The organism is Clostridium thermosuccinogenes (assembly GCF_002896855.1).
Lineage (GTDB): Bacteria > Bacillota > Clostridia > Acetivibrionales > DSM-5807 > Pseudoclostridium > Pseudoclostridium thermosuccinogenes.
This window is the reverse complement of record NZ_CP021850.1, coordinates 1942452-1963365: the sequence shown is the minus strand read 5'-3', so window position 1 is coordinate 1963365 and position 20914 is coordinate 1942452. Positions and strand designations below refer to the sequence as shown.

The 20914-nt window shown below is 41.0% G+C and carries 25 protein-coding genes; all 25 read right to left on the bottom strand.

The window, feature by feature from the left end; all coding sequences use genetic code 11:
- Positions 1 to 6 precede the first annotated feature (6 nt).
- Positions 7 to 183, bottom strand: coding sequence for a hypothetical protein (locus CDO33_RS20790; protein ID WP_161496478.1), 177 nt, complete (start codon positions 181 to 183; stop codon positions 7 to 9).
- A 261-nt stretch (positions 184 to 444) separates the two neighbouring features.
- Positions 445 to 1146 (bottom strand): DUF1361 domain-containing protein, encoded by a 702-nt coding sequence (locus CDO33_RS08640; RefSeq protein WP_103081165.1) that lies wholly within the window; start codon positions 1144 to 1146, stop codon positions 445 to 447.
- A gap of 45 nt (positions 1147 to 1191) precedes the next feature.
- Positions 1192 to 1602, bottom strand: coding sequence for a DnaA N-terminal domain-containing protein (locus CDO33_RS08635; RefSeq protein ID WP_103081166.1), 411 nt, complete (start codon positions 1600 to 1602; stop codon positions 1192 to 1194).
- Positions 1603 to 1841: 239 nt separating this feature from the next.
- Positions 1842 to 2579, bottom strand: coding sequence for a GntR family transcriptional regulator (locus tag CDO33_RS08630; protein WP_103081167.1), 738 nt, complete (start codon positions 2577 to 2579; stop codon positions 1842 to 1844).
- A 1132-nt stretch (positions 2580 to 3711) separates the two neighbouring features.
- Positions 3712 to 5139 carry an adenylosuccinate lyase gene (gene purB / locus CDO33_RS08625; RefSeq protein ID WP_103081168.1) on the bottom strand — a complete coding sequence of 476 codons (1428 nt, stop codon included), beginning with the start codon at positions 5137 to 5139 and terminating at the stop codon, positions 3712 to 3714.
- Between the two features lie 337 nt (positions 5140 to 5476).
- Positions 5477 to 6796: an aspartate aminotransferase type Ic gene (locus CDO33_RS08620; protein ID WP_103081169.1), complete on the bottom strand. Its 1320-nt coding sequence runs from the start codon at positions 6794 to 6796 to the stop codon at positions 5477 to 5479.
- A 289-nt stretch (positions 6797 to 7085) separates the two neighbouring features.
- Positions 7086 to 7295 (bottom strand): hypothetical protein, encoded by a 210-nt coding sequence (locus CDO33_RS08615; RefSeq protein WP_103081170.1) that lies wholly within the window; start codon positions 7293 to 7295, stop codon positions 7086 to 7088.
- A 260-nt stretch (positions 7296 to 7555) separates the two neighbouring features.
- The gene (locus tag CDO33_RS08610; protein WP_103081171.1) at positions 7556 to 7711 is read right to left on the bottom strand and encodes an OadG family protein; all 156 of its coding nucleotides are present in this window, start codon (positions 7709 to 7711) and stop codon (positions 7556 to 7558) included.
- A 12-nt stretch (positions 7712 to 7723) separates the two neighbouring features.
- Positions 7724 to 8836 (bottom strand): sodium ion-translocating decarboxylase subunit beta, encoded by a 1113-nt coding sequence (locus tag CDO33_RS08605; protein ID WP_103081172.1) that lies wholly within the window; start codon positions 8834 to 8836, stop codon positions 7724 to 7726.
- Between the two features lie 226 nt (positions 8837 to 9062).
- The gene (locus tag CDO33_RS08600; protein WP_202849492.1) at positions 9063 to 9587 is read right to left on the bottom strand and encodes an FMN-binding protein; all 525 of its coding nucleotides are present in this window, start codon (positions 9585 to 9587) and stop codon (positions 9063 to 9065) included.
- Between the two features lie 419 nt (positions 9588 to 10006).
- On the bottom strand, positions 10007 to 10945 hold the full coding sequence (locus CDO33_RS08595) for a dipeptidase (RefSeq protein ID WP_103081173.1): 939 nt from the start codon (positions 10943 to 10945) through the stop codon (positions 10007 to 10009).
- Between the two features lie 10 nt (positions 10946 to 10955).
- The gene (locus CDO33_RS08590) at positions 10956 to 11321 is read right to left on the bottom strand and encodes a YraN family protein (RefSeq protein WP_103081174.1); all 366 of its coding nucleotides are present in this window, start codon (positions 11319 to 11321) and stop codon (positions 10956 to 10958) included.
- Positions 11305 to 11604, bottom strand: coding sequence for an EscU/YscU/HrcU family type III secretion system export apparatus switch protein (locus tag CDO33_RS08585; RefSeq protein ID WP_103081175.1), 300 nt, complete (start codon positions 11602 to 11604; stop codon positions 11305 to 11307). Before CDO33_RS08585 ends, CDO33_RS08590 begins: the two co-directional genes overlap by 17 nt.
- A 44-nt stretch (positions 11605 to 11648) precedes the next feature.
- Complete coding sequence (gene fliK, locus CDO33_RS08580; RefSeq protein ID WP_103081176.1) at positions 11649 to 13298, bottom strand: flagellar hook-length control protein FliK; 1650 nt, start codon at positions 13296 to 13298, stop codon at positions 11649 to 11651.
- 29 nt (positions 13299 to 13327) lie between these two features.
- Complete coding sequence (locus CDO33_RS08575; protein WP_103081226.1) at positions 13328 to 14101, bottom strand: ribonuclease HII; 774 nt, start codon at positions 14099 to 14101, stop codon at positions 13328 to 13330.
- A gap of 17 nt (positions 14102 to 14118) precedes the next feature.
- Positions 14119 to 14988, bottom strand: coding sequence for a ribosome biogenesis GTPase YlqF (gene ylqF, locus CDO33_RS08570; RefSeq protein WP_103081177.1), 870 nt, complete (start codon positions 14986 to 14988; stop codon positions 14119 to 14121).
- Between the two features lie 19 nt (positions 14989 to 15007).
- Entirely contained in the window at positions 15008 to 15598 is a 591-nt protein-coding gene (gene lepB, locus CDO33_RS08565; RefSeq protein ID WP_103081178.1) for a signal peptidase I, read from the bottom strand.
- A gap of 83 nt (positions 15599 to 15681) precedes the next feature.
- A complete protein-coding gene (rplS, locus tag CDO33_RS08560; protein WP_103081179.1) occupies positions 15682 to 16026 on the bottom strand; it encodes a 50S ribosomal protein L19 in 345 nt (114 codons plus the stop codon).
- 106 nt (positions 16027 to 16132) lie between these two features.
- On the bottom strand, positions 16133 to 16861 hold the full coding sequence (gene trmD / locus CDO33_RS08555; RefSeq protein WP_103081180.1) for a tRNA (guanosine(37)-N1)-methyltransferase TrmD: 729 nt from the start codon (positions 16859 to 16861) through the stop codon (positions 16133 to 16135).
- The gene (gene rimM / locus CDO33_RS08550) at positions 16851 to 17366 is read right to left on the bottom strand and encodes a ribosome maturation factor RimM (protein WP_103081181.1); all 516 of its coding nucleotides are present in this window, start codon (positions 17364 to 17366) and stop codon (positions 16851 to 16853) included. Before rimM ends, trmD begins: the two co-directional genes overlap by 11 nt.
- A gap of 64 nt (positions 17367 to 17430) precedes the next feature.
- Positions 17431 to 17661: a KH domain-containing protein gene (locus CDO33_RS08545; RefSeq protein WP_103081182.1), complete on the bottom strand. Its 231-nt coding sequence runs from the start codon at positions 17659 to 17661 to the stop codon at positions 17431 to 17433.
- Positions 17662 to 17698: 37 nt separating this feature from the next.
- Entirely contained in the window at positions 17699 to 17944 is a 246-nt protein-coding gene (gene rpsP / locus CDO33_RS08540) for a 30S ribosomal protein S16 (protein ID WP_103081183.1), read from the bottom strand.
- A gap of 126 nt (positions 17945 to 18070) precedes the next feature.
- Positions 18071 to 19438: a signal recognition particle protein gene (ffh, locus tag CDO33_RS08535; protein WP_103081184.1), complete on the bottom strand. Its 1368-nt coding sequence runs from the start codon at positions 19436 to 19438 to the stop codon at positions 18071 to 18073.
- Positions 19439 to 19474: 36 nt separating this feature from the next.
- A complete protein-coding gene (ylxM, locus tag CDO33_RS08530; protein WP_103081185.1) occupies positions 19475 to 19831 on the bottom strand; it encodes a YlxM family DNA-binding protein in 357 nt (118 codons plus the stop codon).
- A 139-nt stretch (positions 19832 to 19970) separates the two neighbouring features.
- Entirely contained in the window at positions 19971 to 20879 is a 909-nt protein-coding gene (gene ftsY / locus CDO33_RS08525; protein WP_103081186.1) for a signal recognition particle-docking protein FtsY, read from the bottom strand.
- Positions 20880 to 20914: the final 35 nt, after the last annotated feature.

Sequence of the window (20914 nt, the reverse complement as noted above, 5' to 3'; positions counted from 1 at the left end):
TTAAGCTCAAAAGGATACTTTTTGTGCTTCCGTTTTCTTTTTTATTATGGCCTCAACAGCAATTAGAAGAATTGCCACTAAAGCAAACAGTATATACCTGCTGCTGTTATCTATATAACCTACTGGCGACATAGTGACATTTTCACTTGAAGCTGCTGCCACAAACCGCAATGGACTGCTCATAGCACCGATTATATTAAAATCAGCACATGCCCATTCAACATTTTCTTCAAAAACCTTTTTTATGTGCTCTTTTTCTCCATAGGATAAATGAAGTCCATCAACGCTGTCAAAATTTTTGCTTCCTCCCCGGGAAGGGTCTGCAAAATGCCATTTTCCATCAGAAAAAAACTCTACCCAGGCATGAGCGCCAGCTTGATGGCTCCAAATAAATAATTGCCCTTATAACTTTAAAAAAGCTTTTTCTCATTCTATCCCTCTCTTTCATATTGTCTCAGCCGTTGGTTTGCTTCTAAATGCTCTATATAAAGAATAACAGACAATTATAAAGACTGCAAAAGCAGCAACAAACTGAACTGCAAATGCATCCACTCCTGTGCAGAGTTGATCCAGCAAATGAAAAGGTTTAAGAAACACATCCCAGCTATTAAACCGTAAAAATCTCCCGATATAGACACCTACTCCGGATAACAACGCCACCATTAAAATCCCTAAACGGCTGAACAGCTTTGACACTTTATTTTTTATGCCCTGTTCAATCAAATAGAGGGATTCCAAGCCAACTAATATGGCAAACAAAAATCCGATTCCTATTACCAATAACTTTGCCCAGGCTGCAATATCGGTGCTATACATGACATCTCCGACCTGTGAGTATCTATCCGCTTCTATTATCCGCAGAAGCTTATCATTTGATATATGAATAAAATCCGTTATCATATAAACAGAGTTTGGAAAGAACAGCAGCCAGAAAATAGCCCAAAAAACAGTCTGTCCAAAAATTCCTCGTTCAATGGCATATCTGACTTTCACCGCAAAAAGCAATGGCAACATGGCTAAAAAGACATTCCAAGCCAGCATTATATAAAGGAAACTAAAAGTGCGTAAAAACATTACAAGGCAGATAAACCAATACACAATCATAAATGATAACTGCCCATTGTATCTTTCAATTAACTTCACCATAAAATCTCCTTTAACTTATTCATGCCTTTACTGATTTCTATGCCTTTAATCTCTATTCTCCAAAGAATTGATAAAAACCTTTTCAACACTGAATACATGTTTCAATTCTTTGCTATACCTGGCGCTCAGAGCATTTTTTATAAACTCGTCTTCTACTATTAAATAAAGGGAATCATCTTTTACTTCAATGCTTCTGACCGATCCAAACCATGCATCAAAAGACAAGCTTCCGACAATTGCTAAAAGCCTTCTATATTGTTCGGGATATTTTTCCCATACCGTTCCTTTAACAGCATTATTAACAACATCCAATTTTTTTGCTTGACCTCCGGTGGACTCTCGTGCCGGTTGATGTACAAGCTTCTCTTTTATCTCAGATAATTCTGCCCGAATAGCTTCAAGGGTTTCCTCAATCCTGACTATTTTTTCGATAATTTGCTTGTTATATTTGCTCAAGGTGAATACCTCCTACAGAACACATTGTTTTAACATATTTGTATTCACCCCATTGCCATTTATGCCCTCAAAGAATAACAGACAATTATAGAGACTGCAAAGCAATGATAAACTGAGTTGTAAAGCCATCCATTCCTGTGCTAACTGTCATAAATTTAACATGTGTGGGAAACTCTTTTTGGGATATTCCAAGTGAATATTCTCATGAGCTTTTTCCTTACGCAGGTAGAATATATCACTTACCTGGCATTTTCAAAAAACATTTTGCATTTGTCCGCGCGATATTTTGATACTACGTATTCGACTGTCTGTCCGCTCTTTGAACTAATTTTATTCTTTATGCAAATCAAAGGGTGGCCCTGCTGCACCTTCAGGAATCGGCTTTCTTCCTGTCCGGCATAAATAACCTCCAGAGAACTGCTGCTTTTTGACGGAAGCAGGGGGTATTTGCCACGCATAATATCATAGGCAGGCTTATTGGCATTAATATCCTCAATTATTGACGGAAACAGGTTCAATGGTATATATGATACGTTAAGTGCTATGGGACTATCATTTCGTAAGTTTACATATACAATCTTTGCAAATCCTGCATTGTGACCGGGACTGACTCCAAAAGCAGCACACAGCTCCTGATTATCTCTAATGTCGATACGCTCGGAAAAAATTATGCTTCTTTCTCCTGGCATATCACTATCCAAAATAGAATCCGTAAATCCCGAATAATCCTTGATATCAATTTTTAACTTTGCTTCCGATACAAAGGTACCCTTTCCTTTTTCCTTATAAAGATAACCGCTGTTGGTGAGATCACTTATAGCCTGGCGCACCGTAGGCCTGCTGATATCGTACATTTCGCAAAATTCCTGCTCTGACGGGATTTTGCTGTTTTCTTTGTATTCCCCATTTTTTATCTTCTCGATGATCAGATTTTTTAGTTGTATATATAAAGGCGTGTCACCGTATTTATTTATCATATGAGTTGCCTCCCATCTTTCACAAGGAGACATCTTCAATTGATAGCTCTTCCTGTCGAAAGAGTGCCTCCTTACCATTTATGATGTAAATACATCATAACTATTCTACAGGAAATTCATGTATATTTCAACACAGTTCAAAATAATACTACATTGCGTCACTTAAAAATTGCGGAAATATTATTTATACAACCTCTTAAGATTTACTATATTTAGCTTCCTCTATAGAGTCACTAATTCAACTGTTTGAAAGAAAAAGTCTGATTGAGCTTGATGACGGCAAAATTATTCTGACTGAATTGGGAACAGGGTTTGGAAAAGCTCCTAAGCTGCTGACTGAACTTAAACAGCTCAGACTTTATTCGCTGTTGTTAATACGATTGTAGGCTCACTTATTCCAGCTTATCAAACTCTTGTGATAGGTCAATTTATTAATACAGCTATGGACATATTTAATGGCAAAACACCGTATTCATCGATATTTTTACCGATAATTTTAATTATGGTTTATGTGATTTATTCAAATACTATATCTTCAATTGCACAACTTATCGATACGTCTGGCAGGAATAAATTAAATGCAGTTTTACGAAAAGAATTCGCTTTAAAGCAAGCCCGGTAAGCATATAAACACATTTGACCCGATAAAAGAAACGGAGTTATATAACGATTTTTCAAAGATTTGCAGTGCAAAAACAGCTATCATCGTTACTCACCGTTTAGGTTCCGCAAAAATAGCAGACCGGATCATAGTTATGAAAAATGGTGAAATTGTGCAGGACGGTAATCATTATCAATTGATAAGCGAAGAAGGGGAATATAAGAAAATGTTTGAATTACAGAGTAAGTGGTATGTTAACCAATTCCCCAATAGTAATGTTGTTTAACATAATCTAAAAGTGTTAACGGTATATGATGCAAAAATCCGTCTTAACACTCTGCTATAAAAACACAAAGTTGTCGCCCATCAACCCTTTTTGACCGCTGGTTTTGCTCATAAGCCCTGTCCGCAATATTATGCAGACAGGGCTTTGCTGGTATGACAAACATGCCGTCAATCTGTGATGAAAGTCCACAAAGGACGTATTTGAATTCATTAATACAGTGACAAGAACCTAGTAATCAGCCAAATCTATACCTTGAGATCGACCTCGATGTTTTCAATCCCGTATTTTTCCAGAACCGGTTTGACATATTCCTTTATAAACTCATCCACCTGTTCCGGTGATCTTCCGATATAGTTCTCCGGCTTCAACACCGCTTCCAGCTCCTCGTAGCTCATGCCGAAAGCCTTGTCGGCAGCTATCCTTTCCAACAGGTCATTTTTCTTTCCCTCTACCTTGACCTGCTTGCCTGCCTCCATGGAATGAATCCTGATGCGTTCATGGAGCTCCTGCCTGTCACCGCCCTTTTTAACCGCTTCCATCAGAATATTTTCCGTTGCCATAAAGGGCAGCTCCTCCAAAACATGCTTTTCAATAACCTTAGGATAAACAACCAGGCCACTGGAAACATTGATATAAATTCCCAATATAGCATCTACAGCAAGGAACGCTTCAGGAATGCTTATGCGCTTGTTGGCAGAGTCATCGAGAGTTCTCTCAAACCATTGGGTGGAAGCTGTTATTGCCGGGTTCAAGGCATCGATAACCACGTATCTTGCCAGGGCACATATTCTTTCGCTCCTCATGGGATTTCTTTTATACGCCATTGCGGAAGAACCTATCTGTTTTTTCTCAAAAGGCTCTTCTATTTCCTTAAGGCTTTGAAGCAGCCTTATATCGTTGGCAAACTTATATGCGCTCTGGGCTATACCGCTCAAGACGTTCAAAACCCTGCTGTCAAGCTTTCGGGAATAGGTTTGGCCTGAGACGGGAAAAACTTTCTTAAAGCCCATCTTTTCAGCTATAAGCATGTCCAGCTTTCTGACTTTTTCATGGTCTCCGTCAAACAAGTCCAGAAAACTTGCCTGAGTTCCTGTAGTGCCCTTGCAGCCGAGCAATCTCATATTCTGCAGCACATATTCAAGATCCTCCAGATCCATCAGCAAATCCTGAATCCACAGACAAGCCCTCTTTCCTACCGTTACAAGCTGGGCCGGCTGGAAATGGGTGAAGCCCAATGTCGGCAAACTCTTGTATTCTACGGCGAATTCCGACAGTTTACCTATAACCGCCACCAGCTTCTTTCTGATGAGCTTTAAAGCTTCCGTCATTATGATAACATCCGTATTGTCGCCAACATAGCATGATGTGGCACCAAGATGGATGATCCCCCTTGCGTCAGGACACTGTTCCCCATATGCATGGATATGGGCCATCACATCATGCCGGAACTCTTTTTCCTTTTGCTCTGCAACATCATAGTTTATGTCATCTTTGAACTGCTTCAACTGTTCAATCTGCTCATCGGTTATATTAAGGCCCAGTTCCCTTTCTGCTTCTGCCAAGGCGATCCACAATCTTCTCCACGTTCTGAACTTCATATCCGGTGAAAAAAGCTCCTGCATTTCCTCACTGGCATACCGTGCATTAAAAGGGCTTTCATAAGTATTTCTCAAAATCCTTCAACCTCCAACTAATCTATTAATACCAATTATTATACATATTTTTATATTTTAAATCCACATATCAAATCAATTAATGGGTGATATACCCAAATTCCACGAAAAAAAATTGCGGGATAGAAATCCTCCCGCCTAAATATTTATGAATATGAGATTGATGATTGGATAATCTAACGGAAGCTATACCTGCTAGAAAACCCAAAATTATTATATTATTGTTTACTCACGAATGCAAGCATTGCAGCAGATTTCCACGTCTCAAGGCATCCCTTGGATACCCCGGTGTTTACCAGGTGTAATATTTCAAACAATATGTTAAGCTCTATACGCTTTAACTCCCTACCTTCAGTAAATGAAGCTTGTGTGTCCTGCTTTTCAAGATTTTCTTTATGCTTACCAGCTGTACACAAATGCAAAGGATTTCTATTGCCTTCTTAAGCTCTTCTAAAGTAGGATAAGTAGGCGCGATACGTATGTTTCTGTCATGAGGGTCCTTGCCATAGGGGTAAGTGGCTCCCGCTTTTGTCAACGTGACACCTGCTTCCTTGGCCATGGCAACTACATCCTTTGCACAACCGTCCATCGTATCGAGGCTTATGAAATAGCCGCCATTAGGTTTATTCCACCAAGCGATGTCTTTTCCGCCCAGTTCTGCATCAAGGATGCTCAGCACGGTATCAAATTTGGGCTTGAGAATTTTGGCATGCTTTTTCATATGCTCCTCAATTCCTTCCACCGTCTTGAAATAGCGAACATGCATCAACTGGTTTATTTTGTCCGGCCCGATGGTCTGGAAAAACATCTGCTTTTTAATGAAATCAATATTTTCTTTGCTGGAAGCTATCATTGCAACACCGGCTCCCGGAAAACTGATCTTGGATGTTGAAGCAAATATAAACACCATGTTGGGATTTCCGGCTTCCTTGCAAGCTGCCAGAATATCTTTGAGCTCATCATGTTTATCCGACAGGTGGTGCACTGCATAGGCATTATCCCAGAAAATTCGGAAATCCTTTGCTTTTGGCTTTAAACGTGCAAATCTGTCCACAACCTCATCGGAATATGTAATTCCTTGTGGATTGCTGTATTTGGGCACGCACCAGATACCTTTTATGGATTCATCGCTGCTTACAAGCTTCTCAATGGCATCCATATCCGGGCCGTCACTTTTCATATCTATATTTATCATTTCTATTCCAAAAAACTCGCATATGGAAAAGTGCCTGTCATATCCGGGCACAGGGCATAAAAACTTTACCTTGGGCAACTTGCCCCAGGGAAGTTCACTGCCTAATACACCATGGGTCATGGCTCTGGCAATGGTATCATACATTATATTAAGGCTGGAATTGCCTCCAACAATGATCTCCTCCGTCGTTACCCCCAGCATTTTGGAAAAAAGCTCTTTTGCTTCAGGAATTCCATCAATCAGCCCATAGTTGCGGCAGTCAGTGCCGTTTTCCGCTATCAAGCGGCTTTCACTGTTTATGCAATCCAGCATTTCCATGGTGAGATCCAACTGATCCGCACCCGGTTTGCCCCGGGACATATCCAGGTTCAAATTCTGGGCTTTAAACTCATCATATCTATTCTGCAATTCTATCTGCAATTCCTGCAAATCAACAATATCCATGTCTTCAAAGCGTCTCATTTCATCATTCTCCTATTATTGATTTTAATACATCTGACGGATTTCTATCCGAATTTTTTATATATTATTCTAATACATACTATGACTTTTTGCAAGTTTCTGATATGAATTATGCAAAAATTTTAATTTCATGTACCTAAAGAAGTACAATAAATTATAACCACCTGTTTTACAGGTGGTTTGATATAAATTGGGAATTTAAAAGATTTTTGTGTAAGAATGAGAGGATTGCCCTAAATACACTTGCCTTGCTTGTCCTGGGAAATAAGTTGTTTAGAATGACATTTTGTCAGTATACTTTTTGAGGGGTTGCCATCTGTATATTGGCTCGATACCTTCCGTTTTGATCTTTAATAATAGTATTGTTTTCCACCAATCTAACAAAGGCAGCCTGCAAGGAATCCGATTCATATATAGACTGCGCCATTGCTGAATTTAACTCTTCCATAGACAGAGCATTGGTCGGGAATAGCAAATCATAGATAAATGCCTCTTCCATATTCAATACCTTAGAAAAAATTGCAGTCAGTTTCCCCTTTGCGTCAATGGATAAAAGGGAGAATAATCTACATAAATCATGACTGCTTACAAATTAGTTTTTATATATAATTTCTTCAAACCCATCACCATCTATATCTTTATATTTTCAGTGAAAGAAGTCAATGACAAATGTAGTGCCTGCTACCCCTTGAAAGCCTGTAAAAAGACGCATCCATACAATTTTATGTATGGATGCGCCGTATTGAATAAACCTTATAATTATTCTTTTGCAGAAGCTTTGTTAGCAATATTAACCATCAATTTAGTTATCACGTAAAATAAGATCAAAACAAGGAATACTCCACCTAAACCATAAAGAGTAACTAAACTGCCAATTCTGGCATTTTCCAAAACACTATCCCAATTTATATTCATTGTGATATCCTCCTACTTTAATAATGCCGGTACCAGCGCCAGCAGAAGTCCGCCTGCCACTATAGAACCCAGCTGTCCTGCCACGTTTGCGCTGATGGACTGCATCAGAACGAAGTTGGTCGGGTCTTCCTTCTGCGCCAGCTTCTGTATAACCCTTGCTGACATCGGGAAAGCAGATATTCCGGCTGCCCCTACCATCGGATTTACTTTGTTTTTCAGGAACAGATTAAGGAACTTTGCAAACAATACTCCACCTGCGGTATCGAATATAAAGGCAACAAGTCCCATAATCATGATAAGGATTGTTCTCGGATCCAGGAAGTCTTCTGCCGTCATTGTTGAACCGATGGTGATTCCCAGGAGAAGCGTAACAAGATTTGCAAGCTCGTTTTGCGCCGAATTGGAGAGCCTGTCCAAAACTCCGCAAACTCTGATAAGGTTACCAAACATGAGGGCACCAACAAGGGAAACACTTATCGGAGCAATTATTCCTGCTATAACCGTTATCATTATCGGGAACAGGATTTTTACTATTTGAGGTACTTCTACCTGTTTATATTCCATTCTGATCATTCTTTCCTTACGGGTTGTAAGGGCTTTTACCACAGGAGGCTGTATTATCGGCACAAGAGACATATAGGAATAAGCTGCCACAGAAATGGGTCCGAGTAGCTTTTCTGCGAACTGCGAAGCCACGAATATCGATGTCGGCCCGTCTGCTGCTCCTATAATTCCTATTGATGCCGCCTCCTTGATATCAAATCCGAAAAATATCGCCACCATCATGGTGAAAAAGATTCCAAACTGCGCTGCTGCACCGAAAAACAGCATGAAAGGATTTTGCAGAAGCGGTGTAAAATCGATCATTGCACCTACTGCAATGAAAATAAGTATCGGGAAAAGCTCCGTCTTTATACCTGTATTATATAGGATACTCAGAAATCCCTCTTCTCCGATTGCAGAAGACAGAGGAATATTGGCCAGAATTGCGCCAAAGCCTATAGGTAGAAGAAGCATCGGTTCATATTCCTTAACTATAGCCAGGTATATCAGAACACCTGCTACAGCGAACATAACCAGATTTCCCCAACTAAGATTAAGTATTCCACCAAATAGATCCTGCATTTAGTACGACCTCCATTTTAATATATATATAGTTTGTACACATATACAGTATAGATATAGACCAGCCATATTTCAAGCATAAAGTTTGTCCCAGGACAAAATTATTTAAACTGCTGTCGTATGTAGGTTTCTATGTAAATGCAAAAAGAGGATACCCTTTACAAATAGGCATGAGGATATCCATCCTATAAGTATTTCCACTATATTTTACCTTTTTAGCATAAAATCATTTTGCCTTTTCAAGAGCTCTTTGGACTGCCACTTTCCAGTTTTTTGTACTAACTGTTGCACCGCTTATAGTATCAACGTCATAAGTTTGCTTCTCAATCATCCTGTTTGCCATTTCAACCCTGTATTCTTTCAAATTGGGATATACTCTTCCGTCCACCTCTTGTCCGGTCCATTTCTCATAGTCAACCTCATTGCCTTTGTCATCCAGTCTCCTTAAGACAATGCTGGTTATCCTGCCATTGGCGATTTCTACTGTAGCATCCTCAGAACCATGCTCCCAGGCATCGCCTTTTCCTTCATAGGTTCCATCCTTATATGTTTCAGCCGGTTTATTTTCATCCTGTTTAGTATCTTCAGGCTGAGTTGTATCGCCGGTTTGCGTTTTATCATTTTGGGTGGTTGTACCCGGCTGGGTTGCTCCCTGCTTATTATCCTGATTACCGGTTGTGCATCCGGTATATAATAATACTATCGACAGAATCAATACTGCTGCTAAAACCATCAGTTTTTGCTTTTTCATAAACTATACCTCCAGTTGCTTTAATGTTGATATATGTTTTAGTTTTAACAGCCGTATCAATCTTATACTACGATACACTTTGTGCTAAAATTGTAAGATACATGTTCTGCCGATAAAAGCAAAGCAGCAAGCTTTTTTGCTTTAAAACTCGATGGTTGGCGCACCCCACATCGAATCAAGTCGCTGTCTTTTTACTTAGCTTCTTTTTAAAGAAGCAATAAGCTTATATAAGTAATAAGCATTGGAATTGGCTGCAGTTGATATCGGGTTCTTCAGCTAAATCATATTATTTTACTACAGCATTATCTAAAGACGAAAAAATAGAACACTTAACGTTTTCTGCTTTTATGAACTTCATGTTCTATTTTAATATGCTTATCGAAACATTCTTCTTCCTTAAAATTAAAACTTGTATAAACTTATTTTAAAACCTGCCGGATCACCCTCAGAAAATTACCTCCGGCAATCTTATCAACTGCCTCCTGAGGATAGTTCAGCTTAAGAAGCTCGTTGAATATCCCGTCAATATTCTCCACTCCTTTTATCTCCCTTGGAGTGTCGTCAATACCGTCAAAATCTGCGCCTATACCTATAATATCAATACCTCCAACCGAAGCTATATGCTCTATATGATTTATGACATCTTTAAGGGAAGCTTCCCCTTCGTTGGTCAGAAACGCCGGACACAGATTCATTCCCATAACTCCGCCGTTGTTTTTCAACGCAAGAATTTGCTCATCCGTTAGATTCCTCCTGTGGGAGCATACGCTTTTGGCATTTGAATGGGAAGCTATAATAGGCTGCCCGGATATTTCAACCACATCCCAGAAACCTCTTTCGGACAAATGTGATACATCCACAATCATGCCCAACCGGTTCATTTCCATGATTACATCCCTTCCAAAGGGAGTAAGTCCGCCGCCGGTAATTCCGTCGGCAACACCATCGGCAATTTCATTTCTGTGATTCCATGTAAGGCATAGGCTTCTCACTCCAAGCCTATAAAACATCCTCAGAGCCGAAAGGTCTCCCTGCAATGCATCTCCACCCTCAATGGAGAGGATGGCCGCTACTTTGGAGGAGCTCACAGCATTTTCAATATCCCTGTAATTACAACATGACATTATATTGTCACTATATATTTCTATCTGTTGGTAAAACTTATCAATAATCTGCATGGCACGTTTCATTGCATAAGCCTGACAATATTCAGGACTTATGAACGCGGCAAAAAACTGGACATAGCTGCCTTTTTGCTTCATTCTTTCAATATCTACATGGCAATTATTCCTGATGAGATTCTCCTTTGTCTCCATCAGCCTTGTAATCGTGTCACAGTGAGCATCAACTATAATCATAGTATACCTCCTAAAACGCATTCTTGATAATGTTAAGGTCGTAATCCGCCTTGTCCCGGTATATGATTTCGATAACATCAAATCTTGCTTTGCTGTCATTGAGGCCGTATCTATCCAGGTATATACCGGCCAAATTTCTGATGACAGCTTGCTTGCTTTTGCTTACGGCTTCTGAAGGAGTGCCATATAAAAAACTGCGCCTGGTTTTTACTTCGATAAAACAAATATATTCCCCATCCCAGGCGATTATATCAATTTCTCCCAACTTGCCTATTCTGAAATTCCTATTAACTATTTTATAATTGCTTTTGATTAAAAAGTCTGCAGCAATTTCCTCTCCGAAGCTTCCCAGCTTCCTTTTATTTCTTCCGTCCATGCTTTTCACCAAATATCCTGTCCATATCGCTCACATATACTAAAATTCCGGCCACCACATCATACAGTTCGTCGGGTATTTCACTGCCTATCCGCATTTTTCCCAGCAAACTCACTAAACCTTCATCTTTATATATAGGTATATTGTTCTCTTTTGCTTTTTCTATAATTTTTTCCGCAGCTTCGCCTTTAGCTGCCGCAATCAGCTTTGGTGCTTTATCTTCACCAGGTGTATAACTTAATGCAGCAGCTTCTATGATTTTGCCGTCTTTATGCTTGTTCATCGCATTACTCCTTCAGCTCCTGCTTTATATAAGCATCAAAAAGCCTATATTTTATAATCAATGGAGGAGTTTCCCACTGTAACCTTTTTGACAACCTTTTCCACATTCATCACATTAATTCCCTCATCAATAATGCAATACCTTATATCCGCCAATCTATAGCCTTTTTCCTTTAAGCTTTCATAAAGCTCCGTATGATTTTCTTTAAAAAATTCCATTACTTTTTCATTTTCCACTCGTATATTGAGATTGATGCTCTTTCCCCGCAGGGAAACCAGCGTTTCTACAGTACCCATATTGTTGGTGTTCAATGCTATCAGCATTGTAAAATTTTCCGGGTCTATCCTCTTCCGTTTTGAGCCCTTTTTTAGTATATAAAGCTCCGCTGTGCCATTTCTTTCAGGGAGTCTGACAGGAATCTGAATATATACGGAATTATTGTAGATCTCATTCATGAAGCGGATGTTATTTTCAATATTATCCATGCGGTTCAATAACTCCGGATTTTCCGGAAGCCGGGATGACAGCACGGCCTCTTTCAATTCCGACAGCTTTGCCAGCATATCCCTATACAACTGCCTTAGGTTTACACTATCTTTATCGATATCCGGTTTGCTGATATCCAGAAATAGACTGTCCAGCTCTCTTTTAATTGATGCCATATCCCTTTCTTTATAAGCACCGGTTTCATCTTCTGCTGCTTTAAGTGGTTGATGACCGGTCTCATCGCTTTTTAAATTGTTCTCTCTGCCTGCATTAATAACCTTCTCCAGCAACAGCCTGATATTATTGGAGTTTTCATCGTTGGAACCTTTTATCGAATTCAGCATGCTCAAAAGCTCTGGATTACCGTCTTCTTCAACATTCAACAAATTCCCGTTTTCGATCAGCTTATATATTTCCTCTTTCAGGATGGTTAAGTCGCCCGCTCCGTCAGAAAGCCGGCTTAAAATATCAGCTATGTTTTTCGGAATATCTGTTGTGTTGGAATTGACGACGTTCCCAGCAGTTGAAACATTGCGGTTTTCTTCTGAAAAGGAGTAGACAGCTTCTTCTAAACCGCCCGGCAGTGAAGGCTGTTGATTTTTTACTGTGCTTTGCGTCTGGCTTTCTTGTTTTATGATATCCTCCAGAAGGCGGGAAATTTGCTCCATCTCAGACCCAAGCTTGAATTTTCCTTCCACCAGCTGGTTTAGCGCATCGGCATTTCCCTTTGTAAAGTCTGCATCATGGGAATAAAGAAACACCGCTTTGGAAGGTGTCAGCTCTTTTATATTTTTTACTGCGTCAAGAAGATTAAGAAACAGCTCTTTTGTCAAAGGTATCCTGCTGCTTTGCATTTCCTTTATGATATCCAGGCTGGTCTGATCCGGTTTTATCCCAAAGTTCATCAGAAGCTTTGGGGCGCTCTCCTCTTCTGGCTTTATGAGTTCTGAATTTACAGGCTCCATTATCAGCTGGCTGTCGAGCCTTGCTTTTAAAAGCAGAGTGAGGTAATCCCCGGGCTTTGCATCTATAGCATTGGCCAAGGCCGCGGTAAAAACAGTACCGTCAAAAAGCTTCATGGTAAGCTCCTTTGAAGACATTTCAACGATCTTTGCCTTTATGACATCCCCAATGTTCAGACTGCTCAGGGCATCTGATGAGACAGGTATGCTGATATTATTCATCTGCAGGATTGTATCAATTTTCATAAAAACCACCTATGAGCATATTTGGAAAGCTATACGGTAAAATGTTTAGTAAAGCTCACTCTATGTATCGGACAAATTCCGTATTTTTTTATAGCATCAATATGCTCTTTTGTCCCATAACCTTTATGCTTAGCAAATCCATACTGGGGATAAAGGCCGTCCATCCCGGTAATTATCCTGTCACGGGTTACCTTGGCAATTATGGAAGCAGCAGCTATTGAAACGCTTAGAGTATCACCCTTTACTATATGTATCTGTTCTATATTAACCTCTTCCAGTTTAACAGCATCGGTAAGTATCAGATCAGGCTTGGGATTCAATTGCTCTATCGCTTTTGACATAGCCTTTTTCGTGGCATTGAGGATGTTTATTTCATCAATGCATTTCTCATCAACCATGCCAATCCCATAAGCCACAGCCTTTTCCATTATAATATCATATAGCATGTCCCTTTGCTTCGGAGACAGCTTCTTCGAATCGTTCAACTTTTCAATGAAAACATCCTCAGGTAAAATCACTGCAGCAGCAACCACCGGACCTGCCAAAGGCCCCCGGCCCGCTTCGTCAACCCCGGCAATGTACCGGTATCCTTTTTGATATGCATCCTTCTCAAACTTACACATATGGGCGAATCTGCCTTTTTCCTCTTCCAGGGAAGCCTTTTTCCTCCTGTACTTATCCATCAGCCTGTCAAGATTGATGTCACAGGTGCTTTTTAAGGATTCCAGATAAGCTATGGCAGAATCCACATCCATATCCTTGATAATATTCTCCACATCTTTTATTCTCAACTTTTTCTCCATTTGACCATCCACCGTTTTCAACTTTCCTTCCCTAAGCTTTCAGGCGGCCTCTCCAGCGTTATCCTTCCGATTTTTCCCGCCCGGAACTCATCCAGCACGATGGAAGCAATCCTGGAATAATCAATCTCGCCGCCGGAAATGATGCATCCCCTTTTCCTTCCGGCTTCCTCCAGCAAGGTTATTCCATCCTTGCCTTCCAGGGACTCCAGCTTGAACCTTCCTTTCAAGCTGTCCGGATAAGTCAGGCTTAGTTGCTCCATGAGCTTGCCCGCAATCTCTGTCGTGTCCAATATGTCATCCTTTATCGCCCCTGTAAAAGCAAGATTTAAGGCCACCTGCTGGTCATCGAACTTGGGCCACAATATTCCTGGAGTATCAAGAAGCTCAATCTCCTCATTTAGCCTTATCCACTGCTTGCTGCGGGTGACACCAGGCCTGTCTCCCGTCGCTGCGCTGGCCCGGCCGGCAATCTTATTGATGAAGGAGGATTTCCCCACGTTGGGTATGCCCACCACCATGGTCCTTATCGGTCTGAATATCCTTCCCCTTTGAAGGTCTTTTTCCCTTCTGTCCTTCATCATTGTGCGCAGCCTGCTTTTAAGTTCATTAATGCCGGTACCCCTTACAGCATCAATAAAAATATTGGTATAACCCTGTGAGCTATACCATTTACTCCATTCCTTCGATATTTCGCCGTCGGCCAGATCCGACTTGTTTAATGCAACTACCCTTGGCTTATTTTTAATAATCTCGTCAATTTCCGGATTCTTACTGCTAGCTGGTATTCTCGCATCCAAAAGCTCTATTACAATATCTACGAGTTTAAGGTTTTCCGCGAGCAACCTGCGGGTTTTCGCCATATGTCCGGGAAACCACTGTATGTTCATCATTTCCTCCCTGCATATGCTAATATATAGTACCAAAATCCTTTAATGGGTATATCCTGAAAACAGCTTTTCCTTTTATGCGATCAAAATCAATAAGCCCTATCTGCCTGCTGTCACTGCTGTTTTCCCTGTTGTCACCCAAAACAAAAACCTTGTTTTCAGGTATTGTTATCGGAAACTCCATTCCGTAAGGTTCTGTCCTTCCTTTGGCATAGGGTTCGTCAAGCTTTTCCCCGTTTACATACACACTGCCGTCCTTTATATCCACCACATCCCCCGGCAAGCCTATGACTCTTTTAATATAATCAATTTCGTTCGGGTCAGGAACAGGAAGAAACTTAAAAGAGCCTTTCTGATATTCCAGAATAATTATGTCTCCCCTTTCCGGAGGATGAAAGAAATATCCTGTTTTATAAACAATCAGGCGCTGCTTGTCAAACAGGGTATCCTGCATTGAATCTCCCATGACAAGAGCCTGTTCAAATACAAAACCTCTTATCAAAAATGCCAGCACGACTGCTATACCTATGGCCAGCACCCATTGTAAAGCTTCTTTTAGCAAACTATTTTTCTTGTTTTCCGATTCCGGTGAAACTTTATTAGATTCCATAATTTTCTCCAACCTTGCTATGTATAGAATTTCCATATAATAAAAGGGACCTTCGTCCCCTTTATTATATGCAATATTTTTCTTTATACAAGTCTTTCTTTAACCTTTGATGCCTTACCAACTCTGTCACGCAGGTAGTAGAGCTTAGCTCTTCTAACCTTACCTTTTCTTACTATCTCAATCTTAGCGATATTGGGGGAGTGTTTTGGGAAAATCTTCTCTACCCCTACGCCGTAGGAAATTCTTCTAACTGTGAAAGTTTCCTTTAAACCTTCGCCTTTCATGGCGATTACTGTTCCATCAAAAACCTGAATTCTTTCTCTGCTTCCTTCTTTGATCTTTACATGAACCTTAACAAGATCACCTATCTCTATTGCAGGAAGATCAGTTCTCAACTGTTCTTGCTCCAAAGCCTTAATAATATCCATTAGGTTTCCTCCTTCCTTCCTAGACGTTCTTGTATTTCAAACAGAGGACCGTCCGTAATTCACACGGTAAGTATTATATCATATGAAATTTTTGTTGTAAATCATTTTAACGCAAATCTTCTTCTAATAGTTTCCTGTCTTCATCACTCAAATTCAGTTGGCTGAAGAGATCCGGCCTTTTGAGATATGTTCTTTTTATGGATTGCCGGCGTCTCCACTTGTTTATATTGGCATGATGGCCTGAAAGCAATATATCCGGCACTTTTCTTCCTTTAAACTCATAAGGGCGGGTATACTGCGGGTATTCCAGCATGCCGTTGTTCAGGGATTCATCCAGATAGGCTTCTTCCTTTGCCAGCACTCCCGGCACGAGGCGGCTTATGCAATCGATGAGCACCATAGCCGGAAGCTCTCCTCCTGTCAGGACATAATCCCCGATGGAAACTTCCTCATCCACTATCTCTTCGATAATCCGCTCATCAATTCCCTCATAATGGCCGCAGAGAAGGATAAGATGCTTTTCTTCCTTCAACCTTTCAGCCATGCTCTGGTTGAAAAGCTTCCCCTGGGGGCTCAGGTATATTACCTTCGGCTTGTAATCCAGCTTTTCCACTATCGACATATATGCATCATATATGGGCTGTGCCATCATGACCATGCCTGTTCCGCCACCGTAAGGATAGTCATCCACTTTCCTGTGCTTGTCCAGGGTGAAATCCCGTATGTTAATCGCATTAACTTCAATGATATTTTTCTCCTGTGCCCTTCCTATTATGCTTTCCTTCAAAACAGCATCAAATATTTCGGGAAACAGGGTAAGTATGTCAAACTTCATCTTCCTTCAATCCTTCCGGGAGCACAACCTTTATTTTTCTATCCGGAATGGACACCTCCGTTACCACGCTTTTTAACGCAGGTATGAGGATATCCCTTTTGTTTTCCCTTTTCACCACATATACATCGTTGCTTCCGGTTTGCAGCACATCTTCCACAATACCCAGCCTGGTATCCTCCTCAAAAACCTCACAGCCGATTATGTCTGCGATAAAATAAGTGTCCTTCGGCAGTTTCACCGCATGTTCCCGGTCCACCTTCAAACTCAGGTTTTTGAGAGTTTCAGCAGAATTTGCATCATCTATGCCCTCAAACTTTATAATGACTAAATTCTTAAAGAACTTTACTCCTTCAATATTAAGCTTGTCCAAAGATGATTGCCTTTCTATATAAACCCACTTCAGTTTTTTAAACCTTTGAGGGTCATCCGTCAAAGGAAATACCTTTACCTCACCTCTGACGCCATGGGTGTTTATTATCTTTCCCACGTCCAGATATTGCTGCATCAATATTCACCGCGCTTTTACCAGTAATTTTAAGAAAAGAGGACATTTCACTGTCCCCTTTCCTTTATTGAATAATCTCTACAACAACTCTTTTATCTTCTTTTACTGCTGCCGCTTTTACAACGGTTCTTATTGCTTTTGCAATCCTGCCCTGTTTTCCGATTACCTTTCCCATATCCTCTTTTGAGACTTTCAATTCGAGTATCAGCGATTTCTCGCCTTCCACCTCATTTACAGACACTTCGTCTGGATAATCTACCAGGGCTTTTGCTATCGATTCGAGAAGTTCTTTCATTGGTACTACCTCCCGTAAAGCTCATGATTGTCAAATATTACTCTATTACTCCAGACTTCTTCAAAAGTGCTCTTACTGTATCTGTAGGTTGGGCACCATTTTTCAACCAAGTTTTTGCCTTCTCGCTATCAATGCGTACCTCTGCAGGTTCAACCATAGGATTGTAAGTACCTATTTCCTCTATAAACCTTCCATCCCTGGGATACCTTGAATCAGCAACAACAACTCTATAGAATGGATTCTTTTTAGCTCCAATTCTCTTTAATCTGATTTTAACTGCCATTTTTGTCACCCCTTTCTGCAAATCATCGATAATATTAATTAAAATATTGAATAATGAACAATATACATTGTCTACTATTCATATTTAATTACCAACAGATTAAAATGTCCTTACAGGATCAATCCATCAAAACGGCATTTTAAACTTGCCGAAGCCTTTTCCGAAGCCTTTGCCCTTGCTGGCGCGCTTACCCATATCGTTCATCATTTTGAACAGCTTTTTCATCTCTTCAAAATCTTTCAGGAGCTTATTCACTTCCTGAACCGATGTACCGCTTCCGGCTGCTATTCTCTTTCTCCTGCTTCCATTGATGATGGAAGGATCATTTCGTTCCTGTTTTGTCATTGATTTTATGATCGCTTCCACATGCTTCATCTTCTTTTCATTCTGCTCGGTGTCAATATTCCCGAGAGCTTTCGGATTAAGGCCGGGGATCATTCCCAACACCTGGTCGAGAGACCCCATCTTTTTCACCTGCTGCATCTGCTCCAGAAAATCATCCAGAGTAAACTGCATGGTGCGCATTTTCTTTTCCAGTTCCAGAGCTTTTTTCTCGTCGAAGCTCTCCTGGGCTTTTTCAATCAGGCTTAATACATCGCCCATCCCCAGGATTCTGGACGCCATTCTATCAGGGTAAAATGGCTCGATATCGCCCAATTTTTCCCCTGTGGCCGCAAACTTTATAGGTTTGCCGGTTACCGCCCTGACGGACAATGCAGCTCCGCCTCTGGTGTCTCCATCCAGCTTTGTCAGCACGGTTCCGTCTATTCCCAGCTTTTCGTTAAAGCTCTGAGCGACATTGACGGCATCCTGACCGGTCATGGCATCTACCACCAGCAATATTTCCTGGGGGTTTACAGCATCTTTTATATTATGAAGCTCTTCCATCAATTCTTCATTGATATGAAGGCGTCCTGCCGTATCTATTATGACTACGTCATGCTGCTTGCTTTTTGCATGCTCGACGGCAGCTTTTGCTATATCCACCGGGTTAACCTTGTCTCCCATTGAAAAAACCGGAATATTGAGTTGATCCCCTACTACCTGAAGCTGCTTTATAGCAGCCGGCCTATAGATGTCACAGGCAACCAGAAGGGGATTCTTGCCCTGCTTCCGCAGCAAACCTGCCAGCTTTCCGGTGGTGGTGGTTTTTCCGGCTCCCTGCAAGCCCACCATCATATAAACCGATGGAGGTTTAGGCGAAAAGGTTATCTTGCTCTGCTCCCGGCCCATCAGCTCTATCAGCTCTTCATGGACTATCTTTACAACCTGCTGTCCAGGCGTAAGGCTTTCCAAAACATCCTGGCCGACAGCCCTTTCCGACACTTTATTTATGAAGTCCTTAACCACCTTGAAATTAACATCAGCTTCGAGAAGCGCGAGCTTGATTTCCCGCATCATCTCTTTCACATCTTTTTCAGTTACCCTTCCCTGACCACGAAGCTTTTTTATAGTTTCCTGAAGCTTTCCCGACAGGTTTTCAAATAATGCCATATATATAAATCCTCCTGGATAAACAGTAAATAACCACTAAAACTTGCTTATAATCTCCGTTATGCCATCTATCACCTTTTCCAAATTCTGTCTGTCTTCACTGCTCAGCTTACTTGCGTCAATTCTCTTGAGATAAACCAGCACTTCCTCCGCCCTGTGCTTTTGTTCCATGAACTTCTGCACCAGGCCCATCTTCTGCTCAAATTTGTTCAATGCCGCTTTACCTCTTTTTATATTGTCATATACCCCCTGCCTGCTTATATTAAAGTACTCTCCGATTTCCCCCAACGAATAATCGCTGTTGTAATGCAGATCGAGAATCTCATATTGCCTTTTGGTAAGCAATTGGCCATAAAAGTCAAGCAGTAAGGATATTTCAAATACACTATTCATTATAATCCCTTTTCGTGTAAAGCATTTTTACTTTACACCTTATTATAAAGTTATGAGCCACCTTTTGTCAAGGACTTAAATATAGTAACTTTCAGTAAACATAATCTAGCAGAGCATTTATATCAGCAAATGCCCGGGATTATGAGAACAAAGCTTCTACAAACTCCCTGGAGTCAAACCTCTGGAGATCATCCAGCCCTTCCCCGACACCGATAAGCTTCACCGGTATATTCAGCCCCGATTTTACGGATATCACAATTCCGCCTTTGGCAGTACCATCCAGCTTGGTCAGCACTATTCCGGTAATGTCTGCCGATTCGTTAAATATCTTGGCCTGCTGCACCGCATTCTGTCCTGTGGTGGCATCCAGCACCAGCAATGTTTCACGGCTGGCTCCCGGGAGTTCCCTGTCCAGTATTCTGGATATCTTCTTTAGCTCTTCCATCAGATTTTTCTTTGTATGAAGCCTTCCGGCAGTATCGCAAATAAGCACATCCGCCTTGCGGGCTTTTGCAGCTTGCACGGCATCATAGATCACTGCTGCCGGATCGGAGCCTTCGGTATGCTTAATTATGTCAACACCCACCCTATTGGCCCAGACATTGAGCTGATCTATCGCAGCTGCCCTAAATGTATCTCCTGCTGCGAGGATGACTTTTTTACCCCTCTGCTTCAGGGAATGGGCTATCTTGCCTATGGAGGTCGTCTTGCCGACACCGTTTACACCTATTACGATTATGACCGACGGTTGAGTGTCTAATTTCAGCTCCGAATTATCAATTCCGAGGATTTCTGTAAGCTCCTCCTTCAAAAGCTCCCTTACCTTCGAGGCATCGGTTATTTTTCTTTCCCTGACCTTCTTTTTCATATCCTCTATTATCCGGGTACTGGTCTCTACGCCCACATCGGAGGTGATAAGGATTTCTTCCAGCTCATCGAACAGATCGTCATCGATTTTTCCGAAAGAAACCAGCATCTGATCGATTTTCTCCGTTATTCCCTTTCTCGTTTTTTGAAGTCCTTCCTTAAGTTTGTCAAAAAAACCCATGGCTTGCATCTTTCCTTTCAATGTTGTTTGTTTAT